Source organism: Roseicyclus mahoneyensis (assembly GCF_003148775.1).
In the GTDB taxonomy this organism is placed as follows: domain Bacteria; phylum Pseudomonadota; class Alphaproteobacteria; order Rhodobacterales; family Rhodobacteraceae; genus Roseicyclus; species Roseicyclus mahoneyensis.
Genome location: NZ_QGGW01000001.1, coordinates 835,227 through 850,172 on the forward strand (window position 1 = coordinate 835,227; position 14,946 = coordinate 850,172).

At 65.7% G+C, this 14,946-nt stretch carries 11 protein-coding genes and 1 tRNA gene; 7 read left to right on the forward strand and 5 right to left on the reverse strand.

Annotated features, from left to right (window positions below; translation table 11 throughout):
* Nucleotides 1-10: 10 nt before the first annotated feature.
* A complete protein-coding gene (locus C7455_RS04100; protein ID WP_109665715.1) occupies nt 11-712 on the forward strand; it encodes a YdcF family protein in 702 nt (233 codons plus the stop codon).
* A gap of 15 nt (nt 713-727) precedes the next feature.
* Here the strand turns inward: C7455_RS04100 and C7455_RS04105 are convergent, their stop codons facing one another.
* Together C7455_RS04105 and C7455_RS04110 are read right to left on the reverse strand one after the other, a co-directional pair.
* Nucleotides 728-2,101 (reverse strand): outer membrane protein assembly factor BamB family protein, encoded by a 1,374-nt coding sequence (locus tag C7455_RS04105; RefSeq protein WP_109665719.1) that lies wholly within the window; start codon nt 2,099-2,101, stop codon nt 728-730.
* A 68-nt stretch (nt 2,102-2,169) separates the two neighbouring features.
* Nucleotides 2,170-2,967, reverse strand: a complete 798-nt coding sequence (locus C7455_RS04110; protein ID WP_211315429.1) for a hypothetical protein — start codon at nt 2,965-2,967, stop codon at nt 2,170-2,172.
* Nucleotides 2,968-3,246: 279 nt separating this feature from the next.
* Here C7455_RS04110 and C7455_RS04115 point away from each other — a divergent pair, with 279 nt between their 5' ends.
* Together C7455_RS04115 and C7455_RS04120 are read left to right on the forward strand one after the other, a co-directional pair.
* Complete coding sequence (locus C7455_RS04115) at nt 3,247-4,563, forward strand: efflux RND transporter periplasmic adaptor subunit (protein ID WP_109665721.1); 1,317 nt, start codon at nt 3,247-3,249, stop codon at nt 4,561-4,563.
* Nucleotides 4,560-8,345, forward strand: coding sequence for an efflux RND transporter permease subunit (locus C7455_RS04120; protein WP_109665724.1), 3,786 nt, complete (start codon nt 4,560-4,562; stop codon nt 8,343-8,345). Before C7455_RS04115 ends, C7455_RS04120 begins: the two co-directional genes overlap by 4 nt.
* A 606-nt stretch (nt 8,346-8,951) precedes the next feature.
* Here C7455_RS04120 and C7455_RS04125 read toward each other — a convergent pair.
* Nucleotides 8,952-9,041 (reverse strand) — tRNA-Ser (locus tag C7455_RS04125).
* 173 nt (nt 9,042-9,214) lie between these two features.
* On the opposite strand from C7455_RS04125, the gene C7455_RS04130 reads away from it, so the two are divergent.
* From C7455_RS04130 to C7455_RS04145, 4 genes are all read left to right on the forward strand, one after another.
* The gene (locus tag C7455_RS04130) at nt 9,215-9,643 is read left to right on the forward strand and encodes a DUF2852 domain-containing protein (protein WP_109665726.1); all 429 of its coding nucleotides are present in this window, start codon (nt 9,215-9,217) and stop codon (nt 9,641-9,643) included.
* A gap of 81 nt (nt 9,644-9,724) precedes the next feature.
* On the forward strand, nt 9,725-10,174 hold the full coding sequence (locus C7455_RS04135) for an RDD family protein (RefSeq protein WP_245904204.1): 450 nt from the start codon (nt 9,725-9,727) through the stop codon (nt 10,172-10,174).
* A gap of 104 nt (nt 10,175-10,278) precedes the next feature.
* Complete coding sequence (locus C7455_RS04140) at nt 10,279-11,115, forward strand: arginyltransferase (RefSeq protein ID WP_109665729.1); 837 nt, start codon at nt 10,279-10,281, stop codon at nt 11,113-11,115.
* Entirely contained in the window at nt 11,112-11,495 is a 384-nt protein-coding gene (locus C7455_RS04145; RefSeq protein ID WP_109665731.1) for a VOC family protein, read from the forward strand. Before C7455_RS04140 ends, C7455_RS04145 begins: the two co-directional genes overlap by 4 nt.
* Nucleotides 11,496-11,567: 72 nt before the next feature.
* Here the strand turns inward: C7455_RS04145 and C7455_RS04150 are convergent, their stop codons facing one another.
* Both C7455_RS04150 and C7455_RS04155 read right to left on the reverse strand, forming a co-directional pair.
* Nucleotides 11,568-13,922: a TRAP transporter large permease gene (locus tag C7455_RS04150; protein WP_109665734.1), complete on the reverse strand. Its 2,355-nt coding sequence runs from the start codon at nt 13,920-13,922 to the stop codon at nt 11,568-11,570.
* Nucleotides 13,923-13,976: 54 nt separating this feature from the next.
* Nucleotides 13,977-14,888 (reverse strand): TRAP transporter small permease subunit, encoded by a 912-nt coding sequence (locus C7455_RS04155; RefSeq protein ID WP_109665736.1) that lies wholly within the window; start codon nt 14,886-14,888, stop codon nt 13,977-13,979.
* Nucleotides 14,889-14,946 lie beyond the last annotated feature (58 nt).

Here is a 14,946-nt window from a genome sequence, read left to right on the forward strand (position 1 = left end):
ACCGGACAGCATGGCGGGCGCCTCGATCAAGACAAGGGTGCAGCGGTTCGGCCTCATCTTGGGGCAAGTGATTGCGGTGCTGTTCGGCCTCTGGGCCATGACCCTCTTGCTGATCGCCGCCACCGAGATCTTTTGGCCAGATGACCGCCCGCCCCCGGCTGTTGCGGATGCGATCATCTGCCTTGGCGCGGGCCTGTCCCACCATGACCGCCAGTTGCCCGGCCCCGCCTCCGAACGGCGAGCCCTGACCTGTGCGGCGCTGCAGGCCGCGGGGGCTGCGCCCGTTGTCGTCTTTTCAGGCGCCGGCAGCCCGGATCGGGCAGTGGCCGACGCCATGGCCGACCTCGCCCTGGCCGCGGGTCTGCCGCCCGAGGCGATCTTGCGCGAACCCGCGTCACATTCGACAATCCAGAACGCGGCCTTTTCCCTTGCCCTGCTGGACGAAGGAACGGACCGCGTCATCGTGGTGTCGGACCCGTTCCACCTGCCGCGTGCCTTTGTGATCTTCAAGGCCTTCGGTCTGAACGAGGTCGTGCTTCATGCAGCAGCGCCGATGGTGGACCCCGTGCCGCATCCCGATGACAGGTCGATTGTGTGGTGGGTCCTGCGCGAAAGCGTCGCGATCTGGTTCAACCTTGCCCGCGCAACGGCCTATGGTGCGGGAGGGATGTTGGGCATCGACCGCGAGACCCGCATCGCATGGTTCAACTGACGCGCATGCGGCCGATCAACGATAGGCGTGCAGCCGCCCGTCTTCGCTGACGACCAGAAGCGTGTCGCCCACCACGATCGGATGGGAGGCCGCACCGCCGCGCAGCTCCAGAGAGCCGACCAGCGCGCCGCTTTCGGGCGAGAACAGGCGGATCAGCCCGTCGCCCGAGGCCACCACCAGCCGACCGCCCGCAAGGATCGGGCCGTAATGTGTAAAGACCTCGTCCCGCCGCCGGGCGCGGTTGGCCTGATAGAATGGCAGTTCCGTGCCCCAGACGCGGCTGCCGTCGCTGGCGTCAAGGCGCATCAACTCGTTGCGGTCGGACACGAAGAACACCGCGCCTCCGGCAACGACCATGGGGGAATAGGCCCCCTCGGTCGCGGTCCAGAGCCGGGTGCCGGTGCGCGCGTTCATCGCCACCACGCGACCCGACTGGTTGCCGGCGTAGATCGTGCCGCCGATGATCACCGGGTCCGAAGTGATGTCGTTGAAACCCGCGTAGGCGGTGCCCAGACGCCCGCCAGCGACAAAGGAATTCCACAGCGTCACGCCCGTGTTCGGAAAGGCCGCCACGATCTCGCCCGAAGGGAAAGGAAAGACCACCCGGTCATCTGCGACCGCGGGGGCTGCCCCGCCGACCAGAACCGAAGGCGCCTCAGAGGACGGGATACGCCAGCGCAGGCGGCCGTCATCGGCCTCGATCGCCCAGGCCTCGGAGTTGCGGCCGACCACATAGACCAGCCCGCCCGACACCGTTGGCGCGCCGAGAACGACGCCCAGCCGTTGCCGCCAGATCACCGCGCCTGTCGCCGCGTCCAGCGCGACAACCTCGCCATAGGGCGTGGTCGCATAGAGCCGATTGCCCGCCAGCGCCAGACCGCCGCCCGAATTGTTGCTGCCGCGGTCGAAATCGGGCACGAGGCTGGCGATCCATGCGGGTGCGCCATTGGCCAGCGCGGTTGCTTGCAGCTGCGCACCTGAGTCGATGGTGTAGACCAGCCCGTTCCCCGCCACCGGATCGGTGGCGATGCGGTTGCGCCGCGTGTTGCCCGCCCCGATCGGAGCCGCCCAGACCTCGACCGGATTGGCGGAAAGGGCGGCATGGGGCAATTGGTTGATGACGCTGTAGCCGCGGCTCGGCCAGTCTGCCAGCCGGGTCGGCGCGGGCAGGCTGATCGAGCGGGCGGCATCCGTGCTGGCGACGTCAGAGGCCGCAGCGCGCCCATCGGGGCCGGGCAGGGTTGCCTCAAGCGCCGTGCGCGTGCCGAAGCGCTCGCCCGGCAGCACCGTGTCGCGTTCGCAGGCGGCCAGCCCCATCACAGACAGCACGCCAAGAGCCGCGATCCGTGCAATGCGCTGTGCCGCTGTTCTGCCCTCAACCCCGGTCATCTGCTCCCGGCCTCTCTGTCTTGCCGCCACTGTGGCGGATCCTGTCTTGCCGCGCCGCTCCGCGCGGATCAGTTGCCCGTGTCGGGGGCCGGTTCCTCGGCCGCCGTTTCCGGGGGCGTGTCGGCATCCTGTCCGACATCCGCCTCTGGGGCCACATCCTCGACCAGCGGTTCGACCTCTGGCGCCACCTCAGGCACCGGCGCCGGGGCCGCATCGACCAGCCTCGACCCAGCTTCCAGCGCCACAATCAACTGAGACGCGCGTTGTTGCAAGCCCGGCGTGGCGGCAGCGCTGCGTTCCAGCCCGCGCAACCGTTCCAGCGCGCCGTCGAGATCGCCCGTGCGCAGGTCGAGCAGCGCCAATTGCTCTTCGGCAAGCGCGGCATAGGGCGCCCCGGCCTCGGCCAGCGTGCCCAGCACCAGCCGTGCTGTCTCCGCGTCAGACGGGGCAAGGATTTCGGCCCGCAGCAGGGCCAGATCACGATAGCGACGCGGAATTTCGGCCCCTTGGGCCGCCGCGCGCAGCCGGTCGGCAGCCATGTCCGCCCCTTCACCGTCTTGAACGATCTCGCCCGCGGCAAGAAGGGCCAGCACGATGGCGGGCACAGGCCCCTCGGTCGGGATCGCCTCAAGCGCGGCCAAGCGGGCCTCGGGATCGGGCAGGTCCAGTGCCGCGATCAGCGCGGTGCCGAACCCCTCGGCCGCCGCCCGCTCCTGTGATCGCTGGTATTCCAGCCATGCCGCCCCGCCGACGAGACCGAGCACGATCAACGCCAAGACCCAGCCCCAACGGCGCATCGCCCCAAACAGGCGGTCGCGGCGCAGCTCTTCGCTGACCTCTTCGATGAAACTGTCGCTGTTGGCCATGCTGCCCCCGCCCCGGGCCCCGCCGGGCACCTCTTTGTGTTGCTGCGCCTCTTAGCCCGATGCGGCCGATCCGTGCAAGGGTCGCGCGCGTAGGGGCAGAATGCTGCGCGGGACCTTGCACGGCAATCTGAACGGATTAGTTCATTCTTGCGCGTCGCCGCGGGATCCCCTAATCTGAACCGGTCGGTTCAGAGTGGTCGCGCGCATGGGGGCCTGCCCCGATGCCGAGGGCGCAATGAATAGCGCCAACCGACAAGATTGCCGAACACGGGGACATGAATGCGCATCTTTCCGATCATCACTGCCGCCCTTGTGTGCGTGGCGCTGTATTTTCTGATCCTCGACCGGCAGACCTTGCTCGATTTCGCCGCCCGGTTCGGCGCACAGGACACGACACAACAGACCCCCGCCGCCGCGCCAGACGCGGCCACCACAGCAATAGCGACACCTGCGGATGCGACCGAAGGTGACGCGGCAGTCGTGGGGCGCATCCATGTCGTCGCGCGCCGGTCGGTGGCGCAGGTGACGGAGAACGCCGTGGTCCTGCGCGGCCGGACAGAAGCGCTGCGGCAGGTCGTGGTCGCGGCCGAAACCTCGGGGCGGATCGTGTCCGAGCCGCTGCGCGCGGGCGCCGACGTGGCCGAGGGGCAACTGCTGTGCGAGATCGACCCGGGAACGCGCCTGTCCGCGCTCGCCGAGGCCGAGGCGCGCCTGCTGGAGGCGCAGGCCCGTCTGCCCGAGGCGCAGGCGCAACTGCCGCTGGCCCGCGCCCGTCAGGCCGAGGCCGAGGCCTCGCTCAACGCCGCCCGCATCGACGGCAACGCCGCCGCGCGGCTGAGTGAAAGCGGCTTCGCCTCTGAAACACGCGCCGCCGGTGCTGTCGCCGCCGTCTCCTCGGCCGAAGCTGCCGTTTCATCGGCCGCCGCCGGCGTCGAGGCCGCGCAGGCCGCGATCCAGAGCGCCCAAAGCGGCATCCTTGCCGCCGAGGCCGCCGTGACCCGCGCCCAGGATGAGTTGACCCGCCTTGCCATCCACGCGCCTTTCGCGGGCCTGCTGGAAAGCGACACCGCCGAACTGGGCAGCCTGATGCAGCCCGGAACGCCCTGCGCCACGATCATCCAGCTTGACCCGATCAAGCTTGTGGGCTTCGTGCCCGAGGCGAATGTGGACCGCATCGCGCTTGGCGCCGAGGCCGGCGCGCGGCTGGCGTCGGGTCGGCAAGTGACCGGTCAGGTGACGTTTCTCAGCCGATCGGCCGATCCGCAGACCCGCACCTTCCGCGTCGAGATCACCGTGCCGAACGCGGATCAGGCGATCCGCGACGGCCAGACCGCCGATATCTTGATCCGGACCGAAGGCACATCGGCCCATCTTTTGCCGGCCTCTGCCATGACGCTGAGCGATGCGGGCGAATTGGGCGTGCGGATTGTCGAGGACGGGATCGTGGCCTTTGTCCCCGTGCGCATGATCCGCGACACCGCCACCGGCGTCTGGCTGACCGGGCTGGACGAGGTGGCCGATGTCATCACCGTGGGGCAGGAATTCGTGACCGAGGGGACGCCCGTGCGCGTCACCTTCGAGGAGCTGTCGCAATGATCGGGATCGTCGACTGGGCCGCCAGCCGTGCGCGCATGGTCGTGGCCTTCGTCATCTTGTCGCTGACGGTTGGCACGGCGGCCTATGTCGGTCTGCCCAAGGAAGGCGAGCCCGACATCGACATTCCGGGCCTCTTCGTTTCTGTCCCCTTCCCCGGCATTTCCGCACAGGACAGCGAGCGCCTGCTGGTGCGCCCGATGGAGGCCGAGTTTCAGGACCTCGACGGGCTGACCACGATAAGCGCCACCGCCGCCGAAGGCTTTGCGGGGATGTTTCTGGAATTCGAATTCGGCTGGGACAAATCCTCGACCATCGCGGATGTGCGCGACGCCATGGGCCGGGCCGAGACGCAGTTTCCGGCGGGTGCCGAAAGCTATTCGATCAGCGAGATCAATTTCTCGGAATTTCCCATCATCATCGTGGCGCTCTCGGGCGACGCGCCCGAACGCACGCTGATCCGGCTGGCCAACGAGATGCAGACCGCCCTCGAGGCGCTGTCGCCGGTGCTGGAGGCGGGTCTTGCGGGCACGCGCGAGGAGATGCTCGAGGTCATCCTCGACCCGCTCGCGCTTGAGGTCTATGATGTCACCGCCGCCGATCTGATCAACGCGGTTGTCAACAACAACCAGCTGATCGCCGCGGGCGAGGTGACGACGGAAAACGGGGCCATCTCGGTCAAGATCCCGTCGAGCTTTGACGGGGTGGCCGATGTCTACGCCCTGCCGATCACGGTGAACGGCGACCGGGTGGTGACGCTGGGCGAGCTGGCCGAGATCCGCCTGACCTACGAGGACCGGGTCGGCACCGCGCGCTTCAATGGCGAGACGACCATCGCGTTGCAGGTGGTCAAGCGGCAGGGGTTCAACATCATCGACACCTCGGCAATGGTGCGCGAGACAGTCGACCGTGTGCGCAGCCAATGGCCCGCCGAACTGCAAGAGGCAGTGCGGGTCACCACGACGCTCGACCAGTCGGTGACGGTGGCCGACATGGTGCGCCAGCTGGAAAGCTCGGTGCTGACGGCCATCGCGCTGGTGATGATCGTGGTGCTGGCGGCGCTTGGCACGCGCTCGGCCATGCTGGTGGGCTTTGCAATTCCGACCTCCTTCATGCTGGCCTTCGTTTTGCTGGGCATCATGGGGGTGGCGATTTCCAACATCGTGATGTTCGGCCTGATCTTGGCGGTGGGCATGCTGGTCGATGGCGCGGTGGTGGTGGTGGAATACGCCGACAAGCGCCTGCAGGCGGGCGCGCGGCCCATGCAAGCCTATACCGACGCCGCCAAGCGGATGTTCTGGCCAGTCGTGGCATCGACCGCGACGACGCTGTGCGCCTTTTTGCCGATGCTGTTCTGGCCCGGCGTCGCGGGCGAATTCATGGGGATGCTACCGGTCACGATGATCTTCGTGCTGTCGGCCTCGCTGATCGTGGCGCTGGTGTATCTGCCGGTTCTGGGCGGGGTGGCGGCGCGCTTTACCCGTGTCGTGGATCGCGGCACGGCGCTGCTGACGGCATTGGTGCCATGGTATCTCGTGCGGCTGGCGATGACGCTGGCGGTCGCATACCTGATGTTTCTGGGCGCGATGCAGACGATCAACCCCGGCGTCCTGATCACGATGCCCACTGAGGCCAGCCCGATCGTGCGGATGGCGCCCGGCGCGCTGATCTTCGTCGCGGCCTCGGTGCTGATGTCCGTCCTGCTGGGATCGGTGCAGATCGCGCGCAAGCCCCGCGCGGTCACTGCCGGATACAGGCGCACACCCTTTGGCTGGGTCATCCACGCCATCGTCGGCAATCCTGTGATGCCGGTCGTCACCATTGCGGCCGTCATAGCCTTCGTTGTGGCGACCTTCACCTACTTCGGCGAGAACAACAACGGGGTCGAATTCTTCGTCGAGACCGAACCCGAAAGCGCCATCGTCTATGTCCGCGCCCGCGGCAACCTGTCGATCGGGGAACAGGACGCGCTGGTCCGCCAGGTCGAAGAGCTTGTGATGCAGCAGCCCGGCATCCGCGATGTCTTTGCCTTTGCGGGCGACGGTGGGCTGAACAACAACACCGGCGGGGCCGAGGCGCCGGCCGACACAATCGGACAGGTGCAGATCGACTTCGAGCCATGGGGCGCGCGGGGCAGCGGCAATGTCATCATCGACGAATTGCGCGCGAGACTGGCCGATATGCCCGGTATCCAGACCGAAATCCTTGCCGCCGCCAATGGGCCGGGGTCCAGCAAGCCCGTTTCGCTGCGCCTGTCGGGCGACAATTGGGAGGAGTTGCAGGAGGCGACGCGGATCGCGCGTGCCCGCTTCGACGACCTCGAGGGCCTGACGCTGGTGGAAGATACACTGCCCCTGCCCGGCATCGACTGGCAGATCGACGTCGATGTCGAGGCCGCGGGCCGGTTCGGCGCGGATGTGGCGACGGTGGGCGCAATGGTGCAGCTCATCACACGGGGCATCTTGCTCGACACCATGCGGGTGCCGACCTCGGACGAGGAGATCGAGATCCGCGTCCGCTTTCCCGAAGAGGCGCGCGTTCTGTCCACGCTCGACAGCCTGCGCGTTCGCACACAGGACGGTCTGGTGCCGCTGTCGAATTTCGTCACCTACACCCCTGCCCCGCAATTGGCCGAAATCAGCCGCATCGACCAGCGCCGCATCTTTGACGTGAAGGCCGATGTGATTGCGGGCCTGTCGCGTGTCGCCGACGCGGATGGCGCGACATTGGGCTATCTGCGCGATCTCGCGGCCATTGCCTCGGGCGGGACGGCAGACATCACGCTGCGCGACGTGTCGTGGCAGGTCTACGCGCTGTCCGAGGGTCAGACGTCCCAAACCCTGCGCGATGCGTTGCGCGCCGAGACGGCAACGCTGGTTCCGGTGAACGCCAATGAACGGATCGCCGCGATCACGACTTGGATCGAGACCGAAAACCCCTTTCCTGCCTCGGTCACATGGGAATGGGCGGGCGATCAGGAGGATCAGGCCGAGAGCGAGGCGTTCCTCGGACAGGCCTTCGGGGCCGCGCTGGGGCTGATGTTCATCATCTTGCTGGCTCAGTTCAACTCGGTCTACAATTCCATCCTCGTGCTTCTGGCGGTGATCTTGTCGACCACGGGCGTGCTGATCGGCATGCTGGTGATGGACCAGACATTCTCGATCATCATGACGGGCACGGGCATCGTCGCGCTGGCAGGCATCGTGGTGAACAACAACATCGTCTTGATCGACACCTATCAGGAATACGCCCGTTACATGCCCCGGCTGGAGGCGATCACCCGAACCGCCGAGGCACGTATCCGCCCCGTGCTGCTGACCACGATCACGACCATGGCCGGACTTGCGCCGATGATGTTCGGCATCAGCTTGGATTTCGCCAATGGCGGCTACACGGTCGACAGCCCGACCGCGCTGTGGTGGAAGCAACTTGCCACCGCCGTGGTCTTCGGCCTTGGCATCGCGACGGTGCTGACGCTGGTGGTGACGCCCTCGCTTCTGGCGCTGCGGGTGTGGTTCTGGACCATCCTGGCCTGGGTCGCGCGCGGTCTGGCGCGGATGGGCGCAGGCAGCATGGGGCGTCAGGCGCAGGATTACGCGCTGATGCGGCAGGCGCGGCGCGCGACCAACCCGACGATCTACTGGGACGAAGACCCCCGCCCCGACCCCGGCATTGTCGCTGCGCCGGCCCCCGAGCCGGAGGAAGCGAAAGCGCCCGAGACCGATGCGGAGCCCGAGCCGGCCGAGGCCTCCCCCCCGCAACCGCCCCTTCGGGCTGCGGAGTAACAACGCCCCTGCCCTGTAGCGACACCGCATCCAGCAACGCGACAGCCAACACCATGGCCCGCGTCACGAGGGTACCGCGCGGCACGATCCCCGCAGCGCCGACGGCGCAGCGTCGCCATCTGGCGGGCTGATCCGGGCATCCCAGTCGCGCAGGGTCTACCAGACGGTGCCGACGCAGGGCCCCGCATCGCGCCCGGTCGCGGTCGAGCCGGTCAGGCGCGGGTGGTGGCGCACCGGGGCCCTCGATGATGTCGCCCCGGGCGTTCCGCGCTCGACAGCCTGTTCGCGGGCTGGATCGGCCATACTTATCCTGGACGACGGCGGCACCGGAATACTATGGTCGCGACCGCTCGATTTCCAAGCCAGGGCGCGCCGACCTCCATGGACGAAGTGCTCAGCTGGCGCCCGGGATAAGTCTTACGTCGACAGATGCTTGCAGGAAACTCACCGACCCTGCCCAGGCAAAAGGTCCGGGAAATATCTGCACCGAAAGAACGCTTCGATGCCTCAAGACGCCGGGGCCAGTGCTCAGCCCGTCCCGCATAACCCTGAAAAAAGGGGAAATCCCGTCGCAGCCGGATCGGGAGATCGCTTTCGCGAGGGAAATGGCGGACAGTGAGGGATTCGAACCCTCGAGACGGTTCCCCGCCTACACACTTTCCAGGCGTGCGCCTTCGACCACTCGGCCAACTGTCCGTGCGCGGCGGGATAGCGCAGACGCTTGCAGATGCGCAAGGACAAAGCGTGGCTTGCGGCGCAATGTGAATCGAATAAACTTTTTCCCGACACCCTCTTGATGGGCGCAGGGAACCTCCCATATCCGTAAATGTGATTAACATTAACATCAAGACCCAGACAAGGAGTTCCCGATGACAGACACATTGACCGCCACCGGCCCGGTTCACGAAGCGCGAGGCTGGTTTTCAAAGGCGGAAGCTTGGCTTGACGACCGTGGCAAGGGCGCATGGATCGCCGCCATGGTGCTGGGCTTCATCCTTTTCTGGCCCATCGGCCTCGCCCTCCTTGCCTACATGATCTGGAGCAAGCGCATGTTCAATTCTTCCTGTTCGCAGCGCCGCAAGGCGCATGGCCTCGGCCAGTCCACCTCCCGGTCCTCCGGCAACGCGGCCTTCGATGCCTACAAGGCCGACACCTTGAACCGGCTCGAGCGGGAGCAAGACGCCTTCGAAGCCTTCTTGCAGCGCCTGCGCGACGCCAAGGACAAGGCCGAGTTCGACCAGTTCATGGATGACCGCGCCCGGACGACGCGCCCCGCTGCCGAAAGCTCCGAGGCCTGACCAAAGGCCCCTGCCCCGTCGCGACCGCGGCGGGGCGATTTTCACCGACGTTCCCCCTTTTCGAATCCGCGGATCAACACCATGTCCATGACCATGCGCTCTGCCCTGCCCGACCCCGATTACGATCACGCCTTTTATGACGGAGTTCCCGCCAAGCGCCTGTTCGCATGGATGCTGGATGTGGTGATCGTGACCCTCATCACTTTCGTGCTGGGCTTGTTGACGCTGTCGGTCCTGTGGTGGATCTGGCCGCTGACCTTCATCGCGGTCAATTTTCTCTATCGGGCGGGCACCATCGCGGCGGGATCGGCGACGCTGGGCATGCGGCTGATGAACCTAGAGCTGCGTGGCGCCACCGGCGCGCGCCTGTCGGGCGGCGAGGCGGCGCTTCATACCCTAGCCTATATGGTGGCGACCGCTTTCGTCATCTTGCAGGTCATCTCCATCGCGATGATGGGCTTTGGCGCGCGCCACCAGGGGTTGCATGACCTGCTGATCGGATCTGTCGCGATCAACCGGGCGCATCGCTGACCCGGCGCGGGCAGGGCCTGACGAAAAAACCAGTTGCGGCCCCCCTCGGGCGTGGTGCAGGCTCTGGCCAACCCCCAGAGATCGGCCACGGCCGGAACGAAACCATGCGCCACACCCTTCCCATTGCCCCGCAGTTCTATGTGACGGCCCCGCAGACCTGCCCTTATCTGGATGGGCGGCGCGAGCGAAAGCTGTTCACCGCGCTGCAGGGCGAGCAGGCCGAACGGCTGAACAACGCGCTGAGCAAACAGGGCTTTCGCCGGTCGCAAAACGTGCTCTACCGCCCGTCGTGCACCGATTGTGCAGCCTGCCTGTCGGCGCGCATCCGGGTGGCGGATTTCGCGCCCAAGAAGGTGCACCGCCGCATCCTAAAGCGCAACCAAGGGTTGCGCCGGCTGGCCCGGTCGGCCTGGGCCACGGAGGCGCAATATGCGCTCTTCCGGCGCTACCTCGATGCGCGCCATGCCGATGGCGGGATGGCCGACATGGATGTGTTCGAATTCGCCGCGATGATCGAGGAGACGCCGGTGCGCACGCGGGTCATCGAATACCGCGACGAAGACGCGCCCCATGCGGGCGGCGAGGCACCGCTAGTGGCCGTGTGCCTGACCGACATCCTCGATGACGGGCTGAGCCTGGTCTATTCCTTCTTCGACCCCGATCGCATGGGCGATAGTCTTGGAACCCATGTCATCCTCGACCATGTCGATCTCGCACGCGAGGCAGGGCTGCCCTATGTCTATCTCGGCTACTGGGTGCCCGGCTCGTCCAAGATGGGCTACAAGGCGCGCTTTCCGGCGCTGGAGGTCTATGTCGGCGGCGCGTGGCAGCGCATGCGCGACCCGACTGCCTATTCCAACCAGACCCACCCCCTCTCGGTCGATCCCATCGCGCAACAGGTGGCGCAGATCACCTTGCCCGACCTGCGCGCCGAGGAGTGACGCTGCGCCATGTGACCTTTCTGGTGCCTGACTACGCCGCTGGCCTCGCCTTCTTTGTCGACGGGCTGGGCTGGCGCTGTCTCGAGAATATCGATCAGGGGCGCAAGCGTTGGGTGACGGTAGTGCCCCCCTCGGGCGGTGTGTCGCTGGTGCTGGCAGAGGCGACCAGCGCGGCACAGCGCGCGGCCCTCGGGGCGCAGGCAGGCGACCGCGTGGCCTTGTTTCTGGAGACCGATGAGTTCGACGCCATGGTGGGACGCATCACGGCGGCAGGCGGCAGGTTCCTCGAGACACCCAGACATGAACCCTATGGCCGTGTCGCCCAGTGGCGCGACCCTTGGGGCAACCTGTGGGATCTTCTGGCACCGCCCCTGCCCTGATCACCAGCCCCAAGAATGCATCAGGGGGGCCCGACGCCCCCCTGTCGTGTCAAAGCGAAGGTGGCACGTCTACTAGCGCAGCAGGTTCGGCAAGATGGTCACGATGGCCGGGAACAGCCACAGCAGGCCCAGACCGAGAACCTGGATGCCGACGAAGGGGATGACCCCGCGGTAGATATGCCCGGTCGTCACGCTTTTTGGCGCAACCCCGCGTAGATAGAACAGCGCGAAGCCAAACGGCGGCGTCAGGAAGGACGTCTGCAGGTTCACCGCGATCATGATCGTAACCCAGGCCGGGTCGAGCGTGCCGCCGTAGATCACCGGACCGACGATCGGGATCACGATGTAGATGATCTCGAGGAAGTCGAGCACGAAGCCAAGGATGAACAAGATCAGCATCACGACAAGGAACACCACCATCTCGTTGTCGAAGCTGCGCAGATACTGCTGGATGTAGTGTTCGCCCCCGAAGGAGATGAGCACGAGGTTCAGCAGCTGCGAGCCGATCAAGATGGTGAAGACCATCGAGGTGACCTTGGCCGTCTCGCGCACCACGGGGGACAGGATGTTGGACCGGAACAGGACCCAGCAGCTGAACAGCAGCCCGAAGAAGGCGAAGTGATAGGCGATCTGCGCAATCACGAAGGCGACCCAGTCTTGCAGCGGGATCACGCTGCGGGTCATCCGCAGGTCGAAATTCACGCCAAACAAGATCATGACGACCAGCGCAAAGGACGACCAGATCACGATCTTGGATTTGCCGTTCTCGTCTTTCAGCTTGCGGTAGGCAGCCAGCATTATGGCACCCGCAGCCCCCAGCGCCGCAGCGGGCGTTGGGTTGGTGATGCCGCCAAGGATGGAGCCAAGCACGGCGACGATCAGCACCAGCGGCGGAAAGACCACGCGCAACAGTTCGTTTTTCGACAGCCGCCCCATTGCGACCCGAACGCCGTAAAGCGTCATCAGCATCGGGATGGTCATGATCAGGAACGTGGCCCCGTTGCTGGTGTTGGGCTTGACGAGCGTGATGTCGAGGATGAACGCCAGAACCACGCCCATGCCGCCCACGATCAGCGGGACCATGTTGGCCGAGGGCGACACACCGCGGGCAAGGATCAGCACAAGCGCCAACAAGGTGAAGATCGTCGCCACGCCAGACCCGATCGGGGGCGCATTGGCAAAGGCGGCATCGGCGGCGGCAAGCCGTTCCTCGCCGGTCAGCAAGACGGCCTCGCCGCTGACGCCGGCGGCGGCCATGCTGGCCCGCTGCGACACCGAGAAATCCCACGCCTCCTGCCCGTGCAGATTGATCATCGAGGCTTGGCACTGCTCGGACACGTTGGTGCGCAGCAGGTTGCCGCCCTGCCGTTCGGCGTAATCCGAGACCCTGATGGTCTGACTGCCGATCACGCCGCTGCTGGCCGCGATCACAACCGCGACAATCAGGCCGACGGGGGCCGCCAGATACCAGGTCAACGCCTCGTTGCGGGTGATCGGCTCGCTTCCGCTACCGGCGGCGACCTGCACGGGTGGCGCGCTGGCCGGACGGATCATGGCGAAGATGAAGGCATAGGCACCATAGAGGAAAGCAAGAAACAGACCGGGCAGAAGGGCTGCCTGGAACAAGGTACCCACGGAAAGCACCGCAGGCTGGCCCAGAAAGGTCAGCGCGTCGGTGCAGCCCGCCAGAACGGCGCGGGTTTCCTGACCGGTGGCATAAAGATCACCGACCAGCGTGCCCAGAAGGACGATCACGATGGAGGGCGGGATGATCTGGCCCAGCGTGCCCGAGGCCGCGATGACACCAGTCGCCAGTTCCGGCGAATAGTTGTTGCGCAGCATGGTGGGCAGGGCCAGCAGACCCATCGTCACCACGGTAGCGCCCACGATACCCGTCGATGCCGCGAGGAAGGCGCCCACGATCACGATGGACACGGCGAGACCGCCGGGCAGCGGGCCAAAGACGCGCGCCATGGTGGTCAGAAGATCCTCGGCGATCTTGGAGCGCTCCAGCACGATGCCCATCATCACGAACATCAGAACGGCCAGCAGGGTCTCGATCGATTGGCCGGCAATCACGCGCTCGTTCATGCGGTTGACGATGAAGGAGATGTTGCGCTCAAGCGCCTGTTCCCAGCCGCCGGGGAACACCGCTTCCTCGATCCGCGGCAGTTCGGGGTATCGGAAGACCGATATGGCATTTCGGACCACGCCATCGGCCACAAGCGCTCGGTAGTCCGCCGAATTCGTGTCGATCGCCTGATGGATCAGCAGCCCCGCACTGTCGAGCGCGGCGATGATGGCAAACGAGATGACGCCGGCACCGGCAATGGCGAAGGCCACCGGAAAGCCTGTCAAGATCCCGGCAAAGAGCGTCAGGAAGACGATGATCAGGCCGACCTCGACTCCATCCAATCCGAAAGGCATGGCTTTTATCCCCTTAGCTCTGGCGCGTGTGGTCGTGGCGGCGTGTCGTCAGGGTCAGACCGACCCGGAGTGGATGGCATGTTCGAGGTCTTCGGACTCGTCACCGGTCTTGTCGCGGTCGAGGTATTTGTCGGCACTGGCCTCGCCCTCGACCCATTCAAGATAGGACCGCCAGAAGAAGGAAACGGCCTGCAAGAACACCATCACGCAGAAGAGCACGATCAGGATCTTGAACAGGAAATAGGCGTTGAAGCCGTTGGGGCTGAAGCCGATGGTCTCGACATTCCAGCGGAAGATGCGGGCCTGCGCGATCATGCGGTCGAGATCGGAGGTGGACGTAACCGAGGGCGTCATCAGGTGCCGCCACATGAAGAACCACGAATAGAGGTAGGTCAACACGATGGCAGGCATCATGAAGATCAGGCAGCCGACCATGTCGATCACCTTTTTCGTGCGGAACTTGACCGCCGAATAGACGAGGTCGACCCGCACATGCCCGCCCTGCACGAAGGTGTAGGAAACGCATAGGCAGACCACGAGCGCATTGTGGAACTTCAGCCCCTCGGACCACCAGCTCAGGTCTTGCGCAAAGGCGGTGCCAAGCGGGCCAAGCTGGATCTCTGCCACGCGGAAAATGCGCTGAAGGAATACGATCATGACCTGCACGAGCACCATGATCAGCCCCGCCCAAGCGGCCGTGCGGCCGACCACATTGGCGAAACTTTCGAGAATGCGCACACCCCACCACAAGATCTCGCGGTTCCAGGCCATGCCCAGCGCGGTGATGATGAGGAAGGTGGTGAAGACGACGAAGAACAGCTCGACCGATGCGCCGTAATAGATGAAGCGCATCACCGCTTCGGGATTGGCCCAGTCTAGCCAGGCGCCCGGGTTGGTCACGGCGACGAACAGGTAATACGGTGCGAACACGATGTTCTGCAGCACCCACAAGATGAAGTCGATCATGCGGTGGTCCCCCCCTGCGCGCAGCCTAAGGCCAGGACGCGTCGAATTTTCGGAAATC

What these genes read in the sequence shown, in the direction of transcription:
- C7455_RS04100 (WP_109665715.1), top strand. Translation starts at nt 11, where the DNA reads ATGGCGGGCGCCTCGATCAAGACAAGGGTGCAGCGGTTCGGCCTCATC.
- C7455_RS04105 (WP_109665719.1), bottom strand. Translation starts at nt 2,101, where the DNA reads ATGACCGGGGTTGAGGGCAGAACAGCGGCACAGCGCATTGCACGGATC.
- C7455_RS04110 (WP_211315429.1), bottom strand. Translation starts at nt 2,967, where the DNA reads ATGGCCAACAGCGACAGTTTCATCGAAGAGGTCAGCGAAGAGCTGCGC.
- C7455_RS04115 (WP_109665721.1), top strand. Translation starts at nt 3,247, where the DNA reads ATGCGCATCTTTCCGATCATCACTGCCGCCCTTGTGTGCGTGGCGCTG.
- C7455_RS04120 (WP_109665724.1), top strand. Translation starts at nt 4,560, where the DNA reads ATGATCGGGATCGTCGACTGGGCCGCCAGCCGTGCGCGCATGGTCGTG.
- C7455_RS04130 (WP_109665726.1), top strand. Translation starts at nt 9,215, where the DNA reads ATGACAGACACATTGACCGCCACCGGCCCGGTTCACGAAGCGCGAGGC.
- C7455_RS04135 (WP_245904204.1), top strand. Translation starts at nt 9,725, where the DNA reads ATGTCCATGACCATGCGCTCTGCCCTGCCCGACCCCGATTACGATCAC.
- C7455_RS04140 (WP_109665729.1), top strand. Translation starts at nt 10,279, where the DNA reads ATGCGCCACACCCTTCCCATTGCCCCGCAGTTCTATGTGACGGCCCCG.
- C7455_RS04150 (WP_109665734.1), bottom strand. Translation starts at nt 13,922, where the DNA reads ATGCCTTTCGGATTGGATGGAGTCGAGGTCGGCCTGATCATCGTCTTC.
- C7455_RS04155 (WP_109665736.1), bottom strand. Translation starts at nt 14,888, where the DNA reads ATGATCGACTTCATCTTGTGGGTGCTGCAGAACATCGTGTTCGCACCG.